Below are 21,751 nucleotides of genomic sequence, written 5' to 3' on the forward strand. Positions count from 1 at the left end.
CATTGGAGGAGTGTGTCGGTCGACACACGGGCCGGTCAAGCACCACGGGGATAAATCTTCGCGGCGCGCCCGGATTTCTTCCGCTGTGGACGTTTAGTTCCGCGGCCGGGGGGAGGTGGGGCGGTGGACTGCCGGACCACCAGGGTCGTCGGGACCAGGTCCGCGGTCGGCTGCTCCTCGCCCTCGAGCACCCGCTCCAGGATGTCCATCACCCGGCGGCCGAGCTCCGCGAAGTCCTGGCGGACCGTGGTCAGCGGCGGCTCGAAGTACTGCGCCTCGGGCAGGTCGTCGAAGCCCACGACGCTGACGTCCTCCGGCACCCGGCGGCCGGCCTCGTGCAGCGCCCGGATCAGGCCGAGCGCCATCTGGTCGTTGGCCACGAACACCGCGGTGACGTCGGCCTCCCGCGCCAGCGACGTCCCGGTGAGGTAGCCGCTGCGCGCGCTCCAGTCGCCGCCCCAGCGCAGCGGCGGGACCCGCCGGCCCTGCGCCTCCAGCTCGGCCCGCCACCCGTCCCGCCGGGCGTGTGACTCCGCCCAGCCCAGCGGGCCGGACAGGTGCACGACGGTCTCGTGACCGAGCGAGAGCAGGTGCGCGGTGGCCAGGCGGGCGCCCTGCGCGTTGTCGACCCCGGCGGTCAGCGGCGTCTCGGAGAGGTCGCCCTCGACGACCACGAAGGGGACGTCCAGCCCGAGCGAGTGCGCCTCGCGCAGCACGCTCTCGTGCGGGACGATCACCACGAGCGCCTCCACGGCCTGCTCGAGCAGCTGGTCCACGGCCGCGCGCAGCGCCTCCCGCGACATCGAGAGCACGCTGACGGTCGCGACCCGGTAGGCCGAGTCCCGGGCGGCCGCTTCCAGCGCGTGCAGCACGTTGGCCGGCCCGAACTGGCTGGTGCCCCAGGTGACGACCCCGAGGGTGCGCGACCGGGCGGAGGCGAGCTGCTTGGCGGCGAAGTTGCGGCGGTACTTCAGCTCCTCGACGGCGGCCATCACCCGGTCGTGCGTCTCGGGCCGGACCCCAGGCATGCCGTTCAGCACCCGGGAGACGGTCTGGTGCGAGACGCCCGCACGGGCCGCCACGTCGGCCATCCGCGCAACCCGCGGACGCTCGTGGGACGTGGGGCTCATGGGCCGATGCTAGGGCCACCCCTGGCGACGCTGACGACGTAGCCCGCCTCCGGCGCGTACGCCACGGCGTCCCAGGTCGAGAACCGGTCGACGACGTGCAGGTCGCAGGACGCCAGCGCGGCGTCGTACTCCTCGAGGGGGGTGACCGGGCAGCCGCGCGGCAGGTGCGCCCGGTCGAGGCCGAACCCGGCGACCAGCAGGCCGCCGTCGACGAGCAGCCCGGACAGCGCGGCGACGGTGCTCCCGAGCGTGCCCGGCGCGAGCAGCGGGACGACGTTCCCGGCCAGCAGCACCAGGTCGTACGGCGGTCCGGCGGCCAGCCCGGGCGGGAGGTCGGCGAGGTCGCCGGGCACCCAGGGCAGCGCGGGGTCCTGGTCCCGGGCGACCGCCAGCATGGAGTCGTCGACGTCGAGGCCGACGACGTCGAACCCCTGTGCGGCAAGGCGGATCGCCACCCGTCCGGTGCCGCAGCCGGCGTCGAGCACCCGCGCACCGGGTGTCAGCAGCGCCGCGCAGAACGACGCCTCGCCGTGCACGTCCGCCCCGCTCGCCGCGAGCGTCGCGAAGCGCGCGGCGTAGTCGCGGCCGGACGTGCCGCCGGTGAGCTCCTGCCAGCGGGTGGCCGGCCGGTCCGTGGCCATCGGCCGGTCCTCAGTAGTACCAGGGGAAGGGCGACCAGTCGGGCTCGCGCTTCTCCAGGAACGCGTCGCGACCCTCGACGGCCTCGTCGGTCATGTAGGCCAGCCGGGTCGTCTCACCCGCGAACAGCTGCTGGCCGACCAGGCCGTCGTCGAGGGCGTTGAAGGAGTACTTCAGCATCCGCTGGGACGTCGGCGACTTGGCGTTGATCTTGCGGCCCCACTCGAGCGCCTCCTTCTCCAGGTCGGCGTGGTCCACCACGCGGTTGACCATGCCCATCCGGTGCGCGTCCTCGGCGGTGTACTCCTCGCCCAGGAAGAAGATCTCGCGGGCGAACTTCTGGCCGACCTGGCGCGCGAGGTAGGCGGACCCGAACCCGCCGTCGAACGAGCCGACGTCGGCGTCGGTCTGCTTGAACCGCGCGTGCTCGCGGCTGGCCAGCGTGAGGTCGGCGACCACGTGCAGGCTGTGCCCGCCGCCGGCCGCCCAGCCGGGCACCACGCACAGCACGACCTTCGGCATGAACCGGATCAGCCGCTGGCACTCCAGGATGTGCAGCCGCCCGAGCCGGGCCTTGTCGACGGTCTCGGCGGTCTCCCCCTCGGCGTACTGGTAGCCGGCGCGGCCGCGGATCCGCTGGTCGCCGCCGGAGCAGAACGCCCAGCCGCCGTCCTTGGGGCTCGGGCCGTTGCCGGTCAGGATCACGCACCCGACGTCGCTGGAGACCCGCGCGTGCTCGAGGACCCGGAGCAGCTCGTCGACGGTGCCGGGGCGGAACGCGTTGCGCACCTCGGGACGGTCGAAGGCGATCCGCACGGTGCCGTGCGCGACGGCCCGGTGGTAGGTCAGGTCCTCCAGGTCCTCGAAGCCGGGGACCGCGCGCCAGGCGGTCGGGTCGAAGATCTCGGACACGTTGTCAGCCATGAGGGGAGGCTAGGGCACCCCCTCCCCCGACTTGTCAGGCGGTCGATCGGCCAGGGCCGATTGACCGCCTGACAAGTCGGGAAGAAGGAGGGGCATGACACTCAGTGGCGAGTACGAGCCCAGCCCCGAGCAGTGGGTGCGCGACCAGGTCGAGCGGTACGAGGCGTCCGGCGGCACCGAGGCCACCACGCTGCGCGGCGTCCCGGTCGTCGTGGTCACCTCCCGCGGCGCGAAGAGCGGCAAGATTCGCAAGAACCCGCTGATGCGGGTCGAGCACGACGGCCGGTACGCCCTGGTCGCCTCCAAGGGCGGTGCCCCGCAGCACCCCACCTGGTACTTCAACCTGGTGGCCCACCCGACGGTCGAGGTCCAGGACGGTCCCGACCGGCGCGAGTACGCCGTGCGGGTGCTCGAGGGCGACGAGCGCGCGGCCTGGTGGGAGCGGGCGGTCGCCGTCTGGCCCGACTACGCGGACTACCAGACGAAGACCGACCGCGAGATCCCGGTGTTCCTCGCCGAGCCGGCCTGAGAGCGGCCCGGTCCGCCGTCCGTCCGGCTCAGCGCAGCCGGAGCGCGAGCAGCGGGCACAGGTCGACGGCGCGCCGGGCGTGCTCCTCGAGCCCGGGCGCGACGTCGAGCGAGCGGTCCGCCCGCCGGGCGAGCGGGTAGCCCCACTCGTCGCGGGTCAGCACCTCCGGCAGCAGCTCGGCGCACAGGCCGTGCCCGTCGCAGCGGGTCCAGTCAACGTGCAGCGTGGACACCGCAGCCACCTCCCAGGTGCACGGCGACCTCGTCGGCGAACACCCGCATCGTGCTGGCCACGAAGCGCGCGGTGCCGTCGGGGTGCGCGCAGGCGCCCCGCCCGACGACCAGCTGGCGCATCCGGTGCACGTCGTCGACCAGCCGCGGGTCGCGCTCGCGGCGGGCCAGCCGGGTCAGGGCATCGGCCATCCGCGGCAGCCCGTTGACGCAGGGCCCGCACTGCCCGGCGACCTGCTCCGCGAGGTACGTCGCCACCGCGGCGCTCTCGACCAGGCCGCAGCGGTCCCGTCCGAGGACGGCGACCACGCCGGCGCCGACGGAGGCCCCGTGGGTCACCAGCGAGCTCTTCGACATCCGGGTGCCCGCCACGGCGCGGCCCGGGACCCAGGCCCCGTGGTAGCCGCCGACCAGCACCGCCTGCGCGTCGTGGGGCGAGCAGCCCGCCGCCGCGAGCAGGCTGCCCAGCGACGTACCGAAGGGGACCTCGAACACGCCGGGCGCCGGCACCGCGCCGCTGACCGTGGACAGGAAGGTGCCGGGCTCGTCGTCGGTGCCGACCGAGCGGAACCAGTGCGGGCCGAACCGGGCGAGCAGCGCGACGTGCGCCAGGGTCTCGACGTTGTGCACCAGGGTCGGGCGGCGGTGCACGCCGCGTTCGTAGACCCGGACGCTGCGGTCCGACGGCAGGCCGGGCCGGCCGTTCAGCGCGTTGACCAGCGCGGACTCCTCCCCCGACACGAACCGGTCCTCGACCTGCACGACCTCGATGCGCAGCGACTCCGCGCGCAGGCCGACCTGCTCGCGCAGGTGCTCGACGATCTCGGGACGCGCGGTGGTGAGGTAGGCCCGCCGGGCGCCGACGGCGCGGGCGGTCAGCACCAGGCCGTCGATGACCAGCTGGGGGGCGGCCAGCAGCAGGGTGCGGTCCTTGTCGCTGACCGGCTCGCCCTCGGAGGCGTTCCCGACCACCACCCCGTGGCCCTTCGCGGCGACGCCGCGCAGCTTGCGCGCCGACGGGAAGCCCGCGCCGCCCCGTCCGACGAGACCGGCGCGCTCCACGAGGTCCGGCAGGTCGACGTACGAGGCGAGCGGGCCGAACGTGTCGAGGTGGTCGCGCAACCCGGGACCCGGGGCGGCGAATAGCCGGCGGGTGTCGGTGGGAGCGGCGAGGCCGGGAGCGATCGTCATCGGGTCACTGCCTTCCGTGCGGGGAGCGTGCGGGGGATGCGGCGCTGGCCGCGCTGGCCGAACGAGCCGGAGGTGCGCCACCCGACGGCGGCGGCGACCGCGAGGACGCAGGTCGCGGCGACGGCCCGCATCCACAGCGTGCCGGCGTCGGTGCCGGTGCCGAGGGCGTGCAGGAGGGCCAGCGGCCACATCACGTAGGCCGACCAGTGCACGGCCCGGAACACGCGCGGGCCGACCCGGTGCCGCAGCAGGCTGGTGCCGACCAGCACGACGAGCACGTCGACCGCGAGCGTGCCGAGGCCCAGCCAGAACGGCCGGTACGTCGCCAGGAACGGGAACGCGAGGTCGACGAGCTTGAGCTGCGCGTAGGGGTCGAAGAGCAGCGTGCCCACGTGCACGGCGATCAGCCCGGTGCCGGCGAGGCTGGCGGTCTTGTGCAGGTCCGCGAACCCGAACCGGTTCAGGCCTAGGCCGGCGCGGCCCGAGCGGGTGGTGATGCCCAGGACCATCGTGACGGTGAACATCACCAGCGCGACCAGTCCGGTGCCGCGGCCGAGGTACCAGAGGGCTTCGGTGAGGTTCATGCCACCAGCCCCGTCGGCCAGCCGTCGGTGTGCACCAGCACGCCGTCGTGGCGCAGGAAGCGGGCCGGCAGGCCGAGGCCGCGGACCCAGTCGACGGCCCTCTCTCCGCGGACCAGCGAGGCGGTCGTGACCGCGTTGGCGTGCGCGCAGGTGCCGGCCGCGACCGTGACGCTGCGCCAGAACGGCCGGGCCGGCTGGCCGGTGCGGGGGTCGACGATGTGGTGCATCGTGCAGCCGCCGCGCACCCACCGCCGCGAGACGGTGCTGGAGGTGGCGATCGCGGAGCCGGCGGGCAGCTCGACCTGCGTCCACGGGTCCTCGTCGCGGTCCTGGACGTGCACCTGCCAGCCGGGGGCGGGTGCGGGCCCGGCGGTGGCGATGTCGCCGCCGAGGCTGACCAGCACCCCGGTGCCCAGCGCGCCGTGCACCAGCTCGGCGGCGCGGTCGGCGGCCACGGCCTTGGCGGTGGCGCCGAGGTCCAGCTCGACACCGGCGGGGAGCCGGAGCCGGGAGCCCTCGAGGCGCAGGCGGCGGTAGCCCGGCACCGGCCGGATCACCGCGCGCAGCGGGCCGGCGTCACCGGTGACCAGCTGCAGGTCGCGGTCGTAGCCGAGGCGACGCAGCGCGCCGCCGACCGTGGGGTCGACGTCGCCGTCGGTGAGCTCGGCGGCGGCCAGCGCCTCGGCGACGAGGTGCGCCATCGTCGGGGAGAGGGTCACCTCTCCGGAGCGCTCGGCCAGCCGGCAGATCTCGCTGTCGGCGCGGAACCGGTTGGCCGCGTCGTCGACCTGGGCGAGGTAGGAGTCGACCAGCTCGCGGGCGCTGCCGAGCACGCCGGGGTTGGTGACCACGAGACGCGCGCGGGTGCTCCACAGCTCCCACTCGACGGCGGCGGTGGTGGTGGCCATCTCAGGACCCGCTGGTCGAGGCGTTGGCCGACCCGCTGCCGGCCGACAGGCCGGGTGCGGTGCTGCTGCTGCTTGAGCCGGAGCCGCCGGAGGTGCTGGTCGAGCCCGTGCCACTGGTGCTGCCGCTGGTGCTGCCCTGGCTGGTGGTGCTCTGGGCCGCGCTCGTCGACCCGTTGTCCAGGGCACCGATGCCGAGCACCGCGGCGAGGCCGAGGGAGGCCGCCGCCGACGTACCGACGAGGGTACGGCGCAGGCGGCCGGCCCGTCGGACGGCGCGGTCCCGGTCGACGGGCTGCTCGGGTGATCGGTACTGGTCCATGGGGTCCTCGCTCGGTGGGGGTGTTCCTCCAACGATGAACCGGGTTCCTGTGCGGGCTCTTGGAGTCCCGCCGGGCTTCCCTGTGCAGTCCCTGTGAGCTCAGGAACCGCTGGTGCTGCCGTGGCTCTGCCCGAACCCGGGCTGCAGCCCGGGCGCCTGGGGCTGGCTCTGCTGCTGCGGCTGGGTCTCCTGCGGCTGCTGCCGGGGCTGGGCCTGCCCGCCGCCGTCGTCGCCGCTGTCGTCCTGCCAGCCGGAGAAGTCGTCGTCGCCCGAGCCGCCCGTGGTGCCACCGGTCGTGGTGCCGCCGACCTGGACCGGCTGCCCGGATCCGGAGGAGGAGCTGCCGGACGTCGCGTGCGGGGCGTGGGTCGCGACCACCCCGGCGACGCCGAGGGAGCCGGCGACACCCGCCGCGACGAGTCCGACGCGCAGTCGCCGGACGAGCCGGAGATGGGCGTCTCGCTGTGCCGAGGGGTCGCGTGTCATACCGCCAGGATGCGAGCCGTTCCTGAAGATGCTCTGTGAGACCGCTGGTCGGGCGGTGTGCGTCTGGGCCGGCCGCGCCGACCCGGCGTGTCTGGCGGCGGTCCGCCCGCCACAGGCGCCGGGTCGGCGGGGTCCGGGCCGCCAGAGGCGCCGGGTCGGCGGGTGGGACGTCCGGTGTGACCGTTGGCACACGGCGCCGGGAGGTCTAGGGTCACGCTGGATTAGTTGCCGCGGAGAACAAATCACCCGGAGGTAGACCCATGGCACCCCGCCCCACCCCTTCCGACCGCTTCACCTTCGGCCTCTGGACGGTCGGCTGGCAGGGCCGCGACCCGTTCGGGGACGCGACCCGTGCACCCGTCGACCCGGTCGAGTCCGTGCACCGCCTGGCCGGCCTCGGGGCCGCCGGCGTCACCTTCCACGACGACGACCTCATCCCGTTCGGCTCGTCCACCAGCGAGCGCGACGCGCACGTCTCGCGGTTCAAGGACGCCCTCGCCGAGACCGGCATGACGGTGCCGATGATGACCACGAACCTGTTCACCCACCCGGTCTTCAAGGACGGCGGCTTCACCAGCAACGACCGCTCGGTGCGCCGCTACGCGCTGCGCAAGGTGGCCCGCAACATCGACCTGGCGGCCGAGCTCGGCGCCCGGACCTACGTCTTCTGGGGCGGCCGCGAGGGCGCGGAGTACGACGGCGCCAAGGACGTGCGGGCCGCGCTCGACCGCTACCGCGAGGGCATCGACACGCTCGCCGCCTACGTGCTGGAGCAGGGCTACGACCTGCGCTTCGCGATCGAGCCGAAGCCCAACGAGCCCCGCGGGGACATCCTGCTGCCCACGGTCGGGCACGCGCTGGCCTTCATCGCCGAGCTCGAGCACCGGGACATGGTGGGCCTGAACCCCGAGGTGGGGCACGAGCAGATGGCCGGCCTGAACTTCACGTCCGGCGTCGCGCAGGCGCTGTGGTCCGGGAAGCTGTTCCACATCGACCTCAACGGCCAGCGGTCCATCAAGTTCGACCAGGACCTGGTCTTCGGCCACGGCGACCTGCTCAACGCGTTCTTCCTGGTCGACCTGCTCGAGCACGGTGCGGACGGCTCCCCGACGTACGACGGGCCGCGGCACTTCGACTACAAGCCGTCGCGGACCGAGGACATGGCCGGCGTCTGGGCCTCCGCGGAGGCGAACATGGCGACGTACCTGCTGCTCAAGGAACGGGCGGAGGCCTACCGCGCGGACCCCGAGGTGCAGGCCGCCCTGGAGGCGTCCGGCGTCGCCTCGCTGCGGCAGCCGACCCTCACCGAGGGCGAGTCGTTCGCGGACCTGCTCGCGGACCGGGGCGCGTGGGAGGACTTCGACGTCGAGCGGGCCGCCGAGCACGGGTTCGGGTTCGTGCGGCTGAACCAGCTGGCGCTCGAGCACCTGCTCGGAGCCCGCTGACCCTGCCCCGTTTGGCCCGAGTCGCCCCGGGTTGTGGACCGCCTGGGGCAGATTTTAGGTAACGAATCGGTCTCGGGATGACGCGTGACGGTCGTCACAGGCATATGTTCGCGCGCAGAACAATCACGGATCACACCGCACACCTCTGGGGCTCGCAGGCGGCACACGTGCAGAGCGGCTCCTCCGACGAAAGGGTTTCAGCGCATGCGCAAGACCAACGTGTCGATCGCCTTCGTGGGGCTCACCCTCGCGATGGCCCTCGCCGGCTGCGGGGGATCGAGCAACGACAACAGCTCGGGCTCGTCCTCCAGCGCCGCCTCCTCGCCGTCCGGTGCGGGTGCCTCGTCGAGCGGAGCGGTCGACGGCAAGGGCGCCAAGGTCGGCATCATCCTGCCCGACACCACGTCGTCGCCCCGGTGGGTGACCGCCGACCCCGAGGCGCTCAAGGCCAACTGCCAGAAGTTCAACCTGGACTGCAACATCCAGAACGCCGGCGGCTCCGCCGCGAAGATGCAGACGATCGCCCGGCAGATGACCTCCGACAAGATCAAGGTCCTGATGATCGTCGACCTCGACCCGGCCTCGGGCGCGAAGATCGAGCAGGAGGCCGCCAAGAACGGCGTCATCCCGGTCGACTACGACCGCCTCACCCCCGGCGGCGGCGCGGCGCTCTACGTCTCCTTCGACAACGTCAAGGTCGGCGAGGTGCAGGGCAAGACCCTCACCCAGTGCCCGCAGGTCGCGAACGAGAAGAGCGTGAAGTACGTCGAGATCGACGGTGCGCCGACCGACAACAACGCGACGCTGTTCAAGCAGGGCTACGACGGCGTGCTGTCCAAGACGGCGGGCTGGACCAAGGTCGGCGAGCAGACCGGCAACTGGGACGCCCCCACCGCGGGCCGGGTGTTCAGCTCGATGCTCGGCAAGAACCCCGACATCAAGGCCGCCATGGTCGCCAACGACACGATGGCCGGCGCGGTGATCACCGACCTCAAGCGGCAGAGCCTCAACGGCAAGGTCGCGGTCTCCGGCCAGGACGCCAGCGCCGAGGGCCTGCAGCACATCCTCGACGGTGACCAGTGCTTCACCATCTACAAGCCGTCGACCGCGGAGGCCGCCCCGGCCATCGAGGCGATCGCCCAGCTCGCCAACGGCCAGGTGCCCGACACCAAGGGCGTGACGATCACGGACCCGCAGACCAAGAAGAAGGTCCCGGCCATCCTCGCCACCCCGGTCGCGGTGACCATCGACAACGTCGCCGACCCGATCAACGACCAGTACACCCCGAAGAAGGACGTGTGCACCGGGGCGTACGCCGCCAAGTGCACCAAGGCCGGCGTGAACTAGCGGCCCGTCGCGCAGCAGCAGGGTGGCCGTCGTCGGCGCAGGCGCGACGGCGGCCACCTCGCTGCTCACCCAGCACCCACGAAAGGATCGTGCCCCGCCCATGAGCGACCACCCCCTGATCGAGCTGCGCGGCATCAACAAGAGCTTCGGACCCGTCGACGTGCTCAAGGGCGTCGACTTCGTCGCCCGGGCCGGCGAGGTCACCGCTCTGGTCGGCGACAACGGCGCCGGCAAGTCGACCCTGGTCAAGTGCATGAGCGGCACCTACCCGATCGACTCCGGCGAGTACCTCTTCGAGGGCAGGCGGGTGACGGTGCACTCGCCCCGGGACGCCAGCGCGCTGGGCATCGAGATCGTCTACCAGGACCTCGCGCTGTGCGACAACCTCGACATCGTCCAGAACATGTTCCTGGGCCGCGAGCAGCTCAGCGGGGTGGTGCTCGACGAGAGCAGCATGGAGCACTCCGCCGAGGAGACCCTGCGGTCCCTGTCGGTGCGCACGGTCAAGTCGGTCCGGCAGCGGGTGGCCAGCCTCTCGGGCGGCCAGCGGCAGACCGTGGCGATCGCCAAGGCCGTGCTGTGGAACTCCAAGGTCGTCGTCCTCGACGAGCCCACCGCGGCGCTCGGCGTCGCGCAGACCGCCCAGGTCCTCAGCCTCGTACGTCGCCTGGCCGGTCGCGGCCTGGCCGTCGTGCTGATCTCGCACAACATGCTCGACGTGCTCGAGGTCGCCGACAGCATCGCCGTGCTCTACCTCGGCGAGATGGCCGCCCAGGTCGAGCGCTCCGAGGTCAACCAGCAGCAGCTCGTCGAGCTGATCACCACGGGCCGGCTCGGTGCCGAGCCGGCCGCGAGCTCGAAGGGAGCCGACGCATGACCGACGTCGACGACAAGGAGCACCAGGACATGTCGGCGGTCGCCTCGACCGTGCCGGCCGCCCGCTCCGCCCGCGACTACGTCCGGCTCTACGGGCAGCGCGTCCGCGGCGGCGAGATGGGCTCGCTGCCCGCGGTCGCCGGCCTGGTGGCGCTGGTCCTGCTGTTCTCGGCGATCCAGCCGACCTTCCGGGGCCTCTACAACTTCGGCAACATGCTCACCGAGGGGTCCGGCCCCGTCCTGCTGGCGATGGGCCTGATCTTCGTCCTGCTGCTCGGCGAGATCGACCTGTCCGCGGGCTTCGCCGGCGCCGTCTGCGCGGCGGTCATGGTGCGGCTGATGGTCGGCTACGACATGTCGTGGTACATCAGCATCGGCGCCGCGCTCGTCACCGGGATGGTGATCGGGCTGCTGATCGGGCTGCTGGTGGCGAAGGTGCGGATCCCGTCCTTCGTGGTCACGCTCGCGTTCTTCCTCGCCTTCCAGGGCGTCGCGCTCTACATCGTCAACAACGGACCGGGCGCGCACGGCGACGTACGCATCACCGACGACGTGGTGCTGGCGTTCGAGAACTCCCAGATGCCCAAGTGGGCCGGCTGGCTGCTCGCGGTGGTGATCATCGTCGGCTACGCGGTCGTGGAAGCTGTCGGCGCAGCGCGCCCGGCGGGCCCGGGGCCTGCTCGGCGAGCCGACCGCGATCCTGTTCGCGAAGATCGCCGCCCTGACGTTGGGCACCCTGCTGGTGGTGTTCCTGCTCAACCAGAACCGGTCGATCAACCGCAAGCCGATCCTCACCAACGTCGACGGCACCATCAAGCTGGTCACCCCGCCGGCCGTCGAGGGTGTCCCGTGGGTGGTCCTGGTCCTGGCCTTCTTCTTCGTGGTGTGGACCTTCCTGCTCTCCCGGACCCGTTACGGCCGGCACATCTACGCGGTGGGCGGCAACGAGGAGGCCTCGCGCCGGGCCGGCATCGCCGTGGACCGGGTCCGCATCTCGGTATTCGTGCTGTGTTCGTTCATGGCCGCCGTGGGTGGCATCATGATCGGCTCGAACGTGGCAGCGGTCTCGGTGCAGAACTACTCCGGCAACACGCTGCTGCTCGCTGTGGGTGCCGCCGTGATCGGCGGCACCAGTCTGTTCGGCGGCAAGGGCCGGATGGTGGACGCGCTGGTCGGAGGAGCGGTCGTGGAGGTCATCCAGAACGGCATGGCCAACCTGGTGCAGGGCAACAACGGCTCGTCGGTGCAGTACGTCGTCACCGGCATCGTCCTGCTCCTCGCAGCCGCGATCGACGCGATCTCGCGCCGGCGCGCGGGGGCGACGGGACTGGGATGATCCGTCCGTCCGGCGAGGGCAGCGGCCCGGCGGCACGGCCCGACGCGATCAGGCGGCACAACCTGAGCCTGATCCTCGGGAACGTGCACCGGGACGGCCCGCTCACGCGCGCGGACCTGACCCAGCGGCTCGGCGTCAGCCGGTCGACGGTCGCGGCGCTGGTCTCGGACCTGATCGCGCTCGGGCTGGTCGAGGAGTCCGTGCCGGTAGGCGGGGACGGCGTCGGACGGCCCTCGCACCTGGTCGGGCCGGCCGCCCGCGGGCCGCTCGTGATCGGCGTCGACGTGGACATCACCCACATCACCTCGGCGGCGATCGGGATCGGCGGCCGGGTGGTGTCCCGCGAGTCGATCATCACCGGCGCGCACCCGGTCACCCCGGAGCAGGCGGTCGACATGGTCGTGGCCGCCGTCGGCCGGCTCACCGCGCCGCTCGGGCGTCCGGTCCTCGCGGTCGGGGTGAGCGTCCCCGGCACCGTGAACCGGAACACCCGGACCGTGGGCGAGGCGCCCAACCTGGGGTGGCAGGACGTCGCGCTCGGCGAGATGCTCGAGAAGCGGCTGGGCCCCGACCTCCCGGTCGTGATCGGCAACGACGCCGACCTGTCCCTGCTCGCCGAGCTCGGCCGGGGCAGCGCCCGCGGCTGCGACGACGTGGTCTACCTGATCGGCCGGATCGGCGTCGGCGCCGGCATCGTCGCCAACGGGCTGCCGCTGACCGGCCGGGACGGCCGCGCCGGGGAGGTCGGCCACAACGTGGTGCAGACCGACGGGCCGGCGTGCCACTGCGGCAAGCGCGGCTGCCTCGAGACGATCATCGGCGACGTGGCGCTGCTGGCCCTGGCCGGCCGACGGGTCGCCCCCACCGAGGAGAACGTCGCCGCGGTGTTCGACGACGCCCGGGCCGGCGACGAGCGGGCGCTGGGCGCCGTACGCGCGGTGGCCGACTGGATCGGGCACGCGCTGGGCAACCTGGTGAACACCTTGAACCCGCAGCGGGTGATCCTCGGCGGCTCGCTGGCCGGCGTCCTGGCGCTCGCCCGGGTCGAGGTCGAGCACTCCCTGGAGCAGTACGCCTTCGACCCGGGCCACCCGGTCGAGCTGGTGATGCCCCGGTTCGGGACCGACTCGGCCCTGCTTGGGGCCGCGGAGCTCGCGTTCGCCGGGCTGATCGAGGACCCGTTCCTCGCCGTCGCGCACCACTGAGCCCCACCGGAGGGCTCAGCCACCGGGGGTGAGCAGCTCCTCCAGCGACGTCGCCGGGCGGCCGGTGAGCAGCTCGACGTCCCCGGTGACCCCGGCCAGCTCGCCGGCCGCGATCGCGGTGTAGGTGCTGACCCAGGCGGCCACCTGCCAGTCGGCCGCGCCGTACGCCGACCGGGAGGCGTAGGCCTCCTCGAGCGTCTCGTCGACGAAGGAGAAGTCCCGGCCCAGCACCCGGCTCATGGTGGCGGCGGCCTCGGTCAGGGTGATCGCGGCCGGACCGGTGAGCTCGTAGGTGCGTCCCGCGTGTGCCCCCGGGTCCAGCAGCACCGCGACCGCCGCGGCCGCGATGTCGTCCTGTGCCACGGCGGCGACCCGCCCGTCGTCCGCCGGCCCGCGGATCACGCCGTCCGCGCCGGCGAGCAGCGGGAAGAAGTCGGCGTAGAGGTTGTCGCGCAGGAACGTCGGGACCATCCCGGACCGCTCGATGTGCCGCTCGGTGAGGTGGTGGTCGCGGGCCAGCAGGAACGTCGCGTCCGGGGCGGCCCCGTAGAACGAGGTGTACACCAGGCGCCGCACGCCGGCGGCGGCCGCGGCGTCCACGAACGTGCGGTGCTCCTCGAGCCGGTCCTCGGCCTCCGCCGCCGAGACCATCAGCACCGTGTCCAGGCCCTCCAGCGCCCGTCGTACGGCGGCCCCGTCGGCGTAGGACGCCTGCACGACCGTGCTGCCGGGCAGCTGCGGCGCCTTCGCCGGCGTGCGCACCACGAGCCGCTGCTGCACCCCCTCGGCGGCGAGCAGCCGGGCGATCCGTCCCCCGAGGTGGCCGGTGGAGCCGGTGACGCCGAGCACCACGGGTCAGCCCGCCTTGGCGATCGAGGCGGCCAGCGCCGCCAGGTGCCCGAGCCGCGCGAGCTCGGAGTCGAGGACCTCCGGGCCGCCGCGGCGGCCGAACAGCACCATCTCGTTGGGGCTGCCGATCGGCGCGCCGGCGACCAGCGTGCCCTCGGCCAGCAGCGCCCAGTCGTCGGGGAGGTCGAGCCGCAGCGCGTGCGTCGCGGGGAACCAGTCCGGGTGGCCGGCGGTCGTCTCGGGCGCCGCCGACGTGCGGTGCAGCACCTTGACCTGGTCGCCCTTGCGCCGCAGCCGCATGCCCCAGTCGGCGCGGAAGGTGATCGGCAGCAGGTCCACGATGTCGTCGCGGGCCGCGGTGGGGTTCTGGGTGAGCGCCTCGACCGCCTCGAGGTCCAGGAACAGGTTGCCCCCGGCGCCGTACCGGGAGATCCACAGCACCTTGACCCCGTCGAGGCGGTTGCACGCGGAGACCAGCGAGTCGGGCATCACGCCGGGTGCGGTCTCGAGCAGCACGTCGTCGACCGCGGTGCCGTCGGGGCGGTGCTCGACGATCTCGATCGCCTCGATGTCGCCGCCGGCCTCGCCGATGGCGGCCGCGACGGCGCCGAGCGAGCCGGGGACGTCGGGAAGCTCGACGCGCAGGAGGAACGGCACTCTCAGACCCTTTCGACGTGGGCGTCGACGTCGACCCTGCCGGGCTTCGTGACGACGGCGTCGACCCCGAAGACGACCTCCCCCGAGTGCTGACGATATCCCCCGAGGGCCTTCAGCACCTGCGCGCTCCGCTCCCCGGACGCCGGGTCGAGGTCGACCACGGCGCAGCGGGGCACCACGCCGCGCACCGTCACCGCGGCCTCCCCCACGCGCAGCGTGCCGCCGACCCAGCCGTCCTCGACGTGCGCGAGGGCATCGCCGACGTCGACGGTGAAGGTGGAGCGGAACTGCGCCCCGTCGACGGGTGCGCCGACGCGGCCGGCCAGCGTGGCGAGCGAGGACGTGGTCACCAGGGTCACCGAGGCGCCGTACACGACGTCGCCGGGGCGGGTGGAGCGGGCCAGCACGACGTCGGTGCCGAGGTGCGCGGAGTACGCCTCCGCCCAGGGGCCGCCGACCACGTCGAGCGTCGCGACGCGTCCCCAGTAGTCCACCTCGAGGGTCTCGCCGGTCGGCGCGGGCACGTCCTGGACCGTGCCGCCCGGCAGCGTGACGGTCAGCACGCCGCCGTACCAGCGGGCGGAGGTGCGCAGCAGCGACGGGTTCTCCACGGTGCGCAGCACCCGGGCGCGGGCCGGGTCGACCAGGCAGAAGACCCGGTCGCCCACCGGGCCGTCCAGGGTCAGGTCCACCGTGGGCAGGTCCTGGTGACGACCGCCCTTGACGGGGGTCAGGCCGATCCGCGTGATGTGCACGACGCACACCCTGCCACGGCGCCGTTTCACCGGGGTTTCCGACGACGTGGCCCGACCGTGACCCGGAGGTCGCCCACAGCATCCGATGTCGGGGAGGCGTGTGGATAGCGTGGGGGGGGTGGACGCACCGGCGGACTACCGCTACCTCCTGGCCAACGAGCGCACCTTCCTCGCCTACGTGCGGACGGCGCTGGCGCTCCAGGTCGCCGGTCTCGGCGTGCTGCAGTTCCTCACCAGCTCGCACGACGCCGTCCGCTACACGCTCGGGATCGCCCTGGTGCTGGTCGGCTCGTTCGTGGGCGTCACGGGCTACCGGCGGTTCCACGACAACGAGCACGCGATCCGCACCGGTGGCGACATGCACACCGCCCGCGGTCCGGCGCTGATCACGGTCGCGGTCGCCGCGCTGCCGCTGCTCGCGGCGGTCGTGCTGACCTTCACGTGAGCGTGTAACGCCACGGCGGTGCCGCGCGTCATCACTGTGACGGCACCCAGCACGGAACCGGGGGGAACGATGGGCAGCGAGACGTTCGAGGAGCTCGTGCGGACCACGGGCGACCAGACGTTCCGCACGGCACTCCTGCTGTGCGGTGACTGGCACCTCGCCGAGGACCTGACCCAGACGACGTACGCCAAGGCCTTCGCGAGCTGGTCCCGGGTACGACGGGCCGACAGCCCGCCCGCCTACCTCCGCACGGTCCTGGTGAACACCTACCTCTCGCACCGCCGGCTGCGCCGGAGCTCGGAGCTGCCGAGCGGCACCCTGCCCGAGACGTGGCAGCCAGGGATCGACCCGAGCGTCCGGCTGACCCTGCTCGCGGGCCTGCGGGAGCTCTCGCGCACCGACCGGGCGGTGCTGGTGCTGCGCTTCTGGGAGGACCGGAGCGTGGCGCAGACCGCCCACGACCTGGGCATCTCCGAGGGCGCCGTGCGGACCCGGACCACCCGGGCGACCCAGCGGCTGCGGACCGTGCTGGACACCGACCGTCCCGACCTGGTCGCCGACCACGGAGCCTGAGGAGACCTGATGAACGCCCACGACACGGACCACGAGGACCTGCGGGCCCGGTTCGGCGAGGTCGTCGACGGGGCCGGGCTCGACCTCGACCGGCTGGCCGGCGGGGCGCGCCGGCGCGGCGGCCGGATCCGGCGGCGCCGCCGGCTGCTCGCGGTGGCGGGGACCGGGGCCGCGGTGGCTGCCGTCGTCGGCGGGCTGGCGCTGACCGGGACCGGGAGCACCGCCTCCGCTCCCCCGGTCGCCACCGGCAGCACGGCCCCCACGGCCCCCACTGGCACGCCGTCCCCCGTCCCGACGGCGGCCCCCTCCCCCGCCGGGCTGGTCGTCCCCGAGGGGCAGGCGGTCGCGGTCACCGGCCGCTCCACGGCCGCCGCCCTGCTGGACCTCGTCGGCCAGCTGGTGCCGGGCCGGGCGAGCGACGTGGGCGGGCAGGGGCAGCCCCCGGCCCGGCCGGAGGACGGCGCGGCGGCGCAGACCTACGCGACGTTCACCTGGACTCCGGCCGCCGGCGGAGCGGGCACCCAGGTGATGGTCAACGTGCAGAACGCGTTCGGGGGCGCCGGGCCGGACCAGGCCGGCCGGCCGTTCTTCTCCTGCCGCGACGACCGGGTGGCGTGCACGGTCGACCGCGCGGACGGGCTGCTCGTGGTCTCCTACGAGCGGCACCGCGGCGCCGCGGTCGACCGGGTCGTGGACGTCTACCACCGCGACACCGGGCTGCGGGTCGTGGTGGCGAGCACGAACGCCGACGAGGTCGAGAAGGGCCGCCCGGTCCGCGAGGACCCGCCGCTCTCGAGCGCCGACCTGCGGGACATCGCCACCCTGGACGCCTGGGGCGCGACGCTGCCCCGGCCGTGGGACCAGGCCGGGGCAGCGCTCTCGCCGTACCACGACTACGACGCGGAGCAGCCGTGAGCTACATGTGCGCGGCGCCGGCCTTCACGGCCTCCCGGATCCGGGTGTAGGTCCCGCACCGGCAGATGTTGCGGATCTGGTCGAGGTCGGCGTCGGTGACCTCCCGGCCCTCGGCCTTGGCCTTGTTGACCACCGCGACCGCGGCCATGATCTGGCCGGGCTGGCAGTAGCCGCACTGCGCGACGTCCCGGTCGATCCAGGCCTCCTGCATCGGGTGCAGGTCGGCGCCCACCGTGCCCGGCAGCCCCTCGATCGTGGTGATCTCGTCGGTCTCGCCGATCTTCTCCACGGGCACCGAGCACGGGTTGAAGGCCTTGCCGTTGACGTGGCTGGTGCAGGCCTTGCAGACGTTGATCCCGCAGCCGTACTTCGGGCCGCGGACGCCGAGCACGTCGCGCAGCACCCAGAGCAGCCGGACTCCGTCCTCGACGTCGACGGTGACCTTCTCGCCGTTCAGCATGAATGAGTGGTTCGGCATCGGGTGTCTCCGTTCAGTACGTGTGGTCGAGGCCGTCGGTCGGCGACTCGGGGACGGGCGGGATCCGGGTCTTCGGGGTGAAGGCCAGCGGCTTGGTGTGCTGGAGCGGGAAGCTGGTCGGCATCGTCCCGGTCGCCCGGGCGAACGCGCAGACCACGGCCGCGCCCGTGGAGGCGACCCCGAACTCCCCGGCGCCACCGGGCTCCTCGGAGTCCGACGGCATGATGTGCACCTCGACCACCGGCGGGACGTTCCACTCGCGCGTGTAGAAGTAGTTGTCCCAGCTGCCCTCGAGGAACGCGCCGTCCTGCAGGTGCAGGCTCGAGGTGAGCATGTTGGCCAGGCCGTCCATGATCCCGCCCTGCATCTGCGCCTCGAGGCCGCGCGGGTTGATCGCCAGGCCCACGTCGACGGCCATCACGACCTTGGTGACCCGGGGACCGGTGACCCCGTCGCGGACCGTGCGGTTGACGGTCCCGGGACGGCAGTCGATCTCGACGAGGACCGCGTTCACGCCCTTGTACTCCTTGTGCAGCGCGATGCCCTGCGCCGTACCGGGGGCCATCGAGCGGCCCCAGCTCCCGGCCTGCGCGACCTTGTCGAGCACCGCCCGGGCCCGCTCGCTCTTGGTGAACTCGCGCCGGAACCGGTAGGGGTCCTTGCCGAGCTTCTTGGCCAGCTGGTCCACGACGAGCTCGCGGGCGGCCGCGACGTCCGGGGAGTAGATGTTGCGCATGCTGCTCGTGTTGAAGCCCAGGTCGACCTCGTTGAGCAGCTGGTTGGTGGCGCCGAAGTTGTAGGGCACCTCCTGGGTGAGCGCGAAGATGGTCTGCGAGAAGCCGATGTCGCCGACGGGGAGCTTGCCGGCCAGCGCGGTGATGATCTCGCCGAGGCCGTGCCCGAAGTCGGTCTTGACGCTGGTGTGCCGCTGCTCGTAGGTGAGCACCTCGCCCGCGGCGTACGACGCCCGGATGCGGGTCGTGGCCATCGGGTGGGTCCGGCCGACCCGGGAGTCGTCGGTGCGGTGCCACATCAGCCGCACCGGCTTGCCGATCGCCTTCGAGCACTGGGCCGCCTCGACGGCCGCGTCGTAGAACAGCTTGCGGCCGAACGAGCCGCCGCCCTCCATGACGTGGAACTTCACGGCGGTCGGCGCCATGCCGAGCATCGTCGCGATCTCCTCGGCGGCGGTGATCGGGCTCTTGCAGGCGCCCCACACCTCCGCGCCGTCCTTGCGCACGTCGGCGATCGCGCAGTTCGGCTCCAGGGAGCTGTTGCTGCGGAACCAGAACGTGAAGTCCGCGTCGACGGTCTTCACCAGCGGGCCGAGCTTGGGCACCACGAGCGGCACCTCCGCGGCCCGGAGCGCCTTGAGCACGGTGGCGTCGGACTGGCCGGCGACCGTGCCGTCGATCCAGCTGACGTCGAGGGCGCGCACGGCGTCGATGCACTGACCGAAGGTCTCGCCGCGCACCGCGACGCCGGTCGGGACGAGGGCCACGTCGGTGATGCCGGGCATCGCCTCGACGGCTGCCCGGTTGCGGATCGCCTTCGGCTTGCCGTTCAGCGTGGGCGCCCGGCAGATCATCGTCGGCTTGGCGTCGGGGACGTCGAGGTCGAGGGTGTACTGCTTGGCGCCGGTGACCGCGGCCCGCGCGTCCAGCCGGTTCTGCGGGGTGCCGATCACGGTGTAGTCCCGCTTGGTGGTCAGCTCCACCTCGACCCTGCGGGGCGAGGACACGGCGGCCTTGGCGGCCAGGTCGCCGTAGGAGACCGTCCGGCCGCCGGGCGCCTCGACGACGCCGGCCTTGGTGGTCAGGTTCGCCACCGTGTCGCCGAGCTCGAGGGCGGCTGCGTCGAGCAGCGCGCCCTTGGCGATGGCCGCGGCGACCCGGATCGGCGTGAACGTCGACACGGTGGTGTTCGAGCCGCCGGTGAGCTGGTTGAAGACCAGCTCGGGGCGGGCCGGGGCCAGGGTGACCTTGACCCTGTCGACGGGCAGGTCGAGCTCCTCGGCGATCAGCATCGCGGTCGAGGTGGTGATGCCCTGGCCGTTCTCGGACCTCGGCAGCTCGAAGGAGGCGGTGCCGTCGGTGTTGATCACGACGGTGATCAGGTTCGACGTCGCGCGGGCGGCGTCGGTGAGCATGTCGTTGAGGTCGTAGATCTCCGGCGGCTGGGGGCCGGACGGCAGCGCGGCGTAGGCCGGCGTGCTGCCGCCGAGACCGAGCTCGGCAGCGGCGGCCAGGGTCGGTGCCGCGACGAGGAAGCCGAGGAAGCGGCGGCGACCGGGGTCGGCGGCGCGCCCCCCCGGGACGGTCCTCAGGGCCGCTCGCGGCGGCTTCGGCGGACGGGATGGACGGGGTACGACGAGACAGAGCCATCGGCTGTCCTTTCACACTCGACCCGAGCGATTGGTGAAACGAGCTCCTCCACCGTGACAGCCGTCACTCGTGGGCGGGATGCCCGGAGTGCCCACATCTGGAGGTCCGTCGTTGGGCGCACTGCACAGTCATTCGGCCGGGCCGAGCAGCCGGTGAGCGCGCAGGGCCAGCACCAGCTCGACCGGCATTGTGCCGGTGGTGAGGTCGCGGCCGGTGGCCTCGCTCAGGCGCCGCAGCCGGTTCAGCACCGTGTTGCGGTGGCAGTGCACCAGCTCGGCGGTCCGGCCGGCCGAGCCGGCGGTCTCCACCCAGGCGTGCAGCGTCGCCAGCAGCGGGCCGCGCTCGGGCTCGGGCAGGTCGAGCAGCGACCCCAGCCAGGTCCGGACCAGCTGCTGGGCCAGCTCGGGCGACTGCAGGAGCATCGCCTCGGGCAGCCGGTCGTCGAGGCAGGCGACGGTGTCCGACGGGCCGAGCGTGCGCAGCGCGAGCGCGGCCTGGCGGAAGCCGACGGGCACCCGGGCCAGGCCGTCGACGGGCGGGGAGACGCCGCCGCGGACCTCGAGCACCGAGCGCAGCGCGTCGAGCTCGCGGTCCGGGGCCTCCCCGACGACCAGCACCAGGCCGACCAGCGCCGCGCCGCGCACCTGCCAGGTGGACACGACCCGGGCCCCGGCGAGCCGGTCGCGCAGCCGCCGGACGGCACCGGTGTCGCGGGAGGCGGGCTCGGCCACCACGACGACGTACCGGCCGTCGACGGGCACCTCGAGCATCCGGGCGGCCTCGAACGCGAAGCCCGGGTCCTCCGCGACCCCGGAGAGCAACCCCTCCCAGATCGAGGTACGTCGCTGCTCGTCGGCGCGGACCGCGAGCCGCTCGGCGTCGTGGTAGGCGGCGGCGACCTGCGAGGAGGTCCGGTCCACGACCTCCCACACCCGGGTGCCGACGTCGAGCAGGCCGTCGTCGTCGATGTCCTGGTCGCGCGCCTCGGCGACCAGCGCCTCCCAGACCAGCCGGCCGCCCATCCGGAACGAGCGGAGCAGGTCGTCGATCGGCAGGCCCTGCTCGGCGCGCCGCTGGCCGGTCGCCCGGGCGGCGTCGTACTCCTGGCCGTGGTAGGCCTCGGTGCCGCCGACCAGCTGCAGGATCCGGGTCAGGTTGTCGTGGCAGGAGCGCCACAGGTCGTCGGAGGGCACCACCCGCGTGCTGCGGTAGCCGGGGTTGCTCTCCTCGATGGTGGTGACCAGCTGGTCGGCGAGGGGCGCGACCCGGGTCAGCACGCGGCGGGCGAGGTCCCCGGCGACCGGTCCGGCCAGAACGTGTGAACGCTGTGGTGCGGCTCCCATGCCTGACTAACGCGCCGGCGGCCGGAAGGACACGGGCCGGCCCGGACCCACGTGGGAATGCCCGTGCGGCTGTGGGAACCGAATGCCCGAACGGTCATAGAGTCACCTGCATTCGGTCATCCCGCACCCGCGGGCTGCCCCACATGGACCCTCCCGGAAGGCGTCGTACATGGCGGAACCAGGCACCTCACCTCACAAGAACC

The 21,751-nt window shown here is 73.2% G+C and carries 24 protein-coding genes and 1 pseudogene; 10 read left to right on the top strand and 15 right to left on the bottom strand.

Going from position 1 to position 21,751, the window contains the following annotated elements; genetic code table 11:
* Positions 1-35: 35 nt before the first annotated feature.
* Genes KRR39_RS19030 through KRR39_RS19040 form a run of 3 tightly spaced genes read right to left on the bottom strand, consistent with a single transcriptional unit; the run spans position 36 to position 2,693 of the window.
* Positions 36-1,130 (bottom strand): LacI family DNA-binding transcriptional regulator, encoded by a 1,095-nt coding sequence (locus KRR39_RS19030; RefSeq protein ID WP_216939017.1) that lies wholly within the window; start codon positions 1,128-1,130, stop codon positions 36-38.
* Positions 1,127-1,771 carry a class I SAM-dependent methyltransferase gene (locus KRR39_RS19035; protein WP_216939018.1) on the bottom strand — a complete coding sequence of 215 codons (645 nt, stop codon included), beginning with the start codon at positions 1,769-1,771 and terminating at the stop codon, positions 1,127-1,129. The genes KRR39_RS19030 and KRR39_RS19035 overlap by 4 nt, the downstream gene beginning before the upstream one ends.
* A gap of 10 nt (positions 1,772-1,781) precedes the next feature.
* Complete coding sequence (locus tag KRR39_RS19040; protein ID WP_216939019.1) at positions 1,782-2,693, bottom strand: 1,4-dihydroxy-2-naphthoyl-CoA synthase; 912 nt, start codon at positions 2,691-2,693, stop codon at positions 1,782-1,784.
* Between the two features lie 94 nt (positions 2,694-2,787).
* Here KRR39_RS19040 and KRR39_RS19045 point away from each other — a divergent pair, with 94 nt between their 5' ends.
* Positions 2,788-3,222 (top strand): nitroreductase family deazaflavin-dependent oxidoreductase, encoded by a 435-nt coding sequence (locus KRR39_RS19045; RefSeq protein WP_216939020.1) that lies wholly within the window; start codon positions 2,788-2,790, stop codon positions 3,220-3,222.
* A 28-nt stretch (positions 3,223-3,250) separates the two neighbouring features.
* On the opposite strand, the gene KRR39_RS19050 is transcribed toward KRR39_RS19045, so the two are convergent.
* From KRR39_RS19050 to KRR39_RS19075, 6 genes are all read right to left on the bottom strand, one after another.
* Positions 3,251-3,454 (bottom strand): ferredoxin, encoded by a 204-nt coding sequence (locus KRR39_RS19050; protein ID WP_216939021.1) that lies wholly within the window; start codon positions 3,452-3,454, stop codon positions 3,251-3,253.
* A complete protein-coding gene (locus KRR39_RS19055; RefSeq protein ID WP_216939022.1) occupies positions 3,435-4,643 on the bottom strand; it encodes an NADH-ubiquinone oxidoreductase-F iron-sulfur binding region domain-containing protein in 1,209 nt (402 codons plus the stop codon). The genes KRR39_RS19050 and KRR39_RS19055 overlap by 20 nt, the downstream gene beginning before the upstream one ends.
* On the bottom strand, positions 4,640-5,227 hold the full coding sequence (locus KRR39_RS19060) for a ferric reductase-like transmembrane domain-containing protein (RefSeq protein ID WP_216939023.1): 588 nt from the start codon (positions 5,225-5,227) through the stop codon (positions 4,640-4,642). Before KRR39_RS19060 ends, KRR39_RS19055 begins: the two co-directional genes overlap by 4 nt.
* Positions 5,224-6,135, bottom strand: coding sequence for an FAD:protein FMN transferase (locus KRR39_RS19065; RefSeq protein WP_216939024.1), 912 nt, complete (start codon positions 6,133-6,135; stop codon positions 5,224-5,226). The genes KRR39_RS19060 and KRR39_RS19065 overlap by 4 nt, the downstream gene beginning before the upstream one ends.
* 1 nt (position 6,136) lies before the next feature.
* Positions 6,137-6,454: a hypothetical protein gene (locus tag KRR39_RS19070; RefSeq protein ID WP_216939025.1), complete on the bottom strand. Its 318-nt coding sequence runs from the start codon at positions 6,452-6,454 to the stop codon at positions 6,137-6,139.
* Between the two features lie 99 nt (positions 6,455-6,553).
* Entirely contained in the window at positions 6,554-6,940 is a 387-nt protein-coding gene (locus tag KRR39_RS19075; protein WP_216939026.1) for a hypothetical protein, read from the bottom strand.
* 260 nt (positions 6,941-7,200) lie between these two features.
* Here KRR39_RS19075 and xylA point away from each other — a divergent pair, with 260 nt between their 5' ends.
* The 6 genes and pseudogenes from xylA (at position 7,201) to KRR39_RS25165 (ending at position 13,149) form a co-directional block, all read left to right on the top strand.
* A complete protein-coding gene (xylA, locus tag KRR39_RS19080) occupies positions 7,201-8,385 on the top strand; it encodes a xylose isomerase (RefSeq protein ID WP_216939027.1) in 1,185 nt (394 codons plus the stop codon).
* A gap of 204 nt (positions 8,386-8,589) precedes the next feature.
* On the top strand, positions 8,590-9,732 hold the full coding sequence (locus KRR39_RS19085; protein ID WP_216939028.1) for a sugar ABC transporter substrate-binding protein: 1,143 nt from the start codon (positions 8,590-8,592) through the stop codon (positions 9,730-9,732).
* Between the two features lie 100 nt (positions 9,733-9,832).
* Positions 9,833-10,609 carry an ATP-binding cassette domain-containing protein gene (locus KRR39_RS19090; RefSeq protein ID WP_216939029.1) on the top strand — a complete coding sequence of 259 codons (777 nt, stop codon included), beginning with the start codon at positions 9,833-9,835 and terminating at the stop codon, positions 10,607-10,609.
* Between the two features lie 248 nt (positions 10,610-10,857).
* Positions 10,858-11,001, top strand: a pseudogene (locus KRR39_RS26340) (ABC transporter permease); the annotation flags it as partial.
* A gap of 334 nt (positions 11,002-11,335) precedes the next feature.
* Positions 11,336-11,944, top strand: a complete 609-nt coding sequence (locus KRR39_RS25160; protein ID WP_254185264.1) for an ABC transporter permease subunit — start codon at positions 11,336-11,338, stop codon at positions 11,942-11,944.
* Positions 11,941-13,149, top strand: coding sequence for an ROK family transcriptional regulator (locus tag KRR39_RS25165; RefSeq protein ID WP_254185265.1), 1,209 nt, complete (start codon positions 11,941-11,943; stop codon positions 13,147-13,149). Before KRR39_RS25160 ends, KRR39_RS25165 begins: the two co-directional genes overlap by 4 nt.
* Before the next feature lie 15 nt (positions 13,150-13,164).
* On the opposite strand, the gene KRR39_RS19100 is transcribed toward KRR39_RS25165, so the two are convergent.
* Genes KRR39_RS19100 through KRR39_RS19110 form a run of 3 tightly spaced genes read right to left on the bottom strand, consistent with a single transcriptional unit; the run spans position 13,165 to position 15,410 of the window.
* A complete protein-coding gene (locus KRR39_RS19100) occupies positions 13,165-14,001 on the bottom strand; it encodes an SDR family oxidoreductase (RefSeq protein WP_367303684.1) in 837 nt (278 codons plus the stop codon).
* A gap of 3 nt (positions 14,002-14,004) precedes the next feature.
* Complete coding sequence (locus KRR39_RS19105) at positions 14,005-14,655, bottom strand: ACT domain-containing protein (protein ID WP_216939031.1); 651 nt, start codon at positions 14,653-14,655, stop codon at positions 14,005-14,007.
* Between the two features lie 2 nt (positions 14,656-14,657).
* A complete protein-coding gene (locus KRR39_RS19110) occupies positions 14,658-15,410 on the bottom strand; it encodes an MOSC domain-containing protein (RefSeq protein ID WP_254185266.1) in 753 nt (250 codons plus the stop codon).
* 118 nt (positions 15,411-15,528) lie between these two features.
* Here KRR39_RS19110 and KRR39_RS19115 point away from each other — a divergent pair, with 118 nt between their 5' ends.
* The 3 genes from KRR39_RS19115 to KRR39_RS19125 all read left to right on the top strand — a co-directional run bounded on the left by KRR39_RS19115 (position 15,529) and on the right by KRR39_RS19125 (position 17,343).
* Positions 15,529-15,855, top strand: a complete 327-nt coding sequence (locus tag KRR39_RS19115) for a YidH family protein (protein WP_216939032.1) — start codon at positions 15,529-15,531, stop codon at positions 15,853-15,855.
* A 69-nt stretch (positions 15,856-15,924) separates the two neighbouring features.
* Positions 15,925-16,428, top strand: coding sequence for a SigE family RNA polymerase sigma factor (locus KRR39_RS19120; RefSeq protein ID WP_216939033.1), 504 nt, complete (start codon positions 15,925-15,927; stop codon positions 16,426-16,428).
* 9 nt (positions 16,429-16,437) lie between these two features.
* Positions 16,438-17,343, top strand: a complete 906-nt coding sequence (locus tag KRR39_RS19125; protein ID WP_216939034.1) for a hypothetical protein — start codon at positions 16,438-16,440, stop codon at positions 17,341-17,343.
* Position 17,344: 1 nt separating this feature from the next.
* Here KRR39_RS19125 and KRR39_RS19130 read toward each other — a convergent pair whose 3' ends face one another.
* The 3 genes from KRR39_RS19130 to KRR39_RS19140 form a co-directional block, all read right to left on the bottom strand.
* On the bottom strand, positions 17,345-17,821 hold the full coding sequence (locus KRR39_RS19130; protein WP_216939035.1) for a (2Fe-2S)-binding protein: 477 nt from the start codon (positions 17,819-17,821) through the stop codon (positions 17,345-17,347).
* A 13-nt stretch (positions 17,822-17,834) separates the two neighbouring features.
* On the bottom strand, positions 17,835-19,970 hold the full coding sequence (locus tag KRR39_RS19135) for a molybdopterin cofactor-binding domain-containing protein (protein ID WP_254185267.1): 2,136 nt from the start codon (positions 19,968-19,970) through the stop codon (positions 17,835-17,837).
* Between the two features lie 363 nt (positions 19,971-20,333).
* Positions 20,334-21,548: a PucR family transcriptional regulator gene (locus KRR39_RS19140; protein WP_216939036.1), complete on the bottom strand. Its 1,215-nt coding sequence runs from the start codon at positions 21,546-21,548 to the stop codon at positions 20,334-20,336.
* Between the last annotated feature and the right edge of the window lie 203 nt (positions 21,549-21,751).

It is taken from the genome of Nocardioides panacis, assembly GCF_019039255.1.
Classification (GTDB): domain Bacteria; phylum Actinomycetota; class Actinomycetes; order Propionibacteriales; family Nocardioidaceae; genus Nocardioides_B; species Nocardioides_B panacis.

Excerpts from the sequence above, each read along its gene's own strand:
- KRR39_RS19030 (WP_216939017.1), bottom strand. The coding sequence starts at position 1,130 with ATGAGCCCCACGTCCCACGAGCGTCCGCGGGTTGCGCGGATGGCCGAC.
- KRR39_RS19035 (WP_216939018.1), bottom strand. The coding sequence starts at position 1,771 with ATGGCCACGGACCGGCCGGCCACCCGCTGGCAGGAGCTCACCGGCGGC.
- KRR39_RS19040 (WP_216939019.1), bottom strand. The coding sequence starts at position 2,693 with ATGGCTGACAACGTGTCCGAGATCTTCGACCCGACCGCCTGGCGCGCG.
- KRR39_RS19045 (WP_216939020.1), top strand. The coding sequence starts at position 2,788 with ATGACACTCAGTGGCGAGTACGAGCCCAGCCCCGAGCAGTGGGTGCGC.
- KRR39_RS19055 (WP_216939022.1), bottom strand. The coding sequence starts at position 4,643 with ATGACGATCGCTCCCGGCCTCGCCGCTCCCACCGACACCCGCCGGCTA.
- KRR39_RS19060 (WP_216939023.1), bottom strand. The coding sequence starts at position 5,227 with ATGAACCTCACCGAAGCCCTCTGGTACCTCGGCCGCGGCACCGGACTG.
- KRR39_RS19065 (WP_216939024.1), bottom strand. The coding sequence starts at position 6,135 with ATGGCCACCACCACCGCCGCCGTCGAGTGGGAGCTGTGGAGCACCCGC.
- KRR39_RS19070 (WP_216939025.1), bottom strand. The coding sequence starts at position 6,454 with ATGGACCAGTACCGATCACCCGAGCAGCCCGTCGACCGGGACCGCGCC.
- KRR39_RS19075 (WP_216939026.1), bottom strand. The coding sequence starts at position 6,940 with ATGACACGCGACCCCTCGGCACAGCGAGACGCCCATCTCCGGCTCGTC.
- xylA (WP_216939027.1), top strand. The coding sequence starts at position 7,201 with ATGGCACCCCGCCCCACCCCTTCCGACCGCTTCACCTTCGGCCTCTGG.
- KRR39_RS19085 (WP_216939028.1), top strand. The coding sequence starts at position 8,590 with ATGCGCAAGACCAACGTGTCGATCGCCTTCGTGGGGCTCACCCTCGCG.
- KRR39_RS19090 (WP_216939029.1), top strand. The coding sequence starts at position 9,833 with ATGAGCGACCACCCCCTGATCGAGCTGCGCGGCATCAACAAGAGCTTC.
- KRR39_RS25165 (WP_254185265.1), top strand. The coding sequence starts at position 11,941 with ATGATCCGTCCGTCCGGCGAGGGCAGCGGCCCGGCGGCACGGCCCGAC.
- KRR39_RS19120 (WP_216939033.1), top strand. The coding sequence starts at position 15,925 with ATGGGCAGCGAGACGTTCGAGGAGCTCGTGCGGACCACGGGCGACCAG.
- KRR39_RS19125 (WP_216939034.1), top strand. The coding sequence starts at position 16,438 with ATGAACGCCCACGACACGGACCACGAGGACCTGCGGGCCCGGTTCGGC.
- KRR39_RS19130 (WP_216939035.1), bottom strand. The coding sequence starts at position 17,821 with ATGCCGAACCACTCATTCATGCTGAACGGCGAGAAGGTCACCGTCGAC.
- KRR39_RS19135 (WP_254185267.1), bottom strand. The coding sequence starts at position 19,970 with ATGCTCACCGACGCCGCCCGCGCGACGTCGAACCTGATCACCGTCGTG.
- KRR39_RS19140 (WP_216939036.1), bottom strand. The coding sequence starts at position 21,548 with ATGGGAGCCGCACCACAGCGTTCACACGTTCTGGCCGGACCGGTCGCC.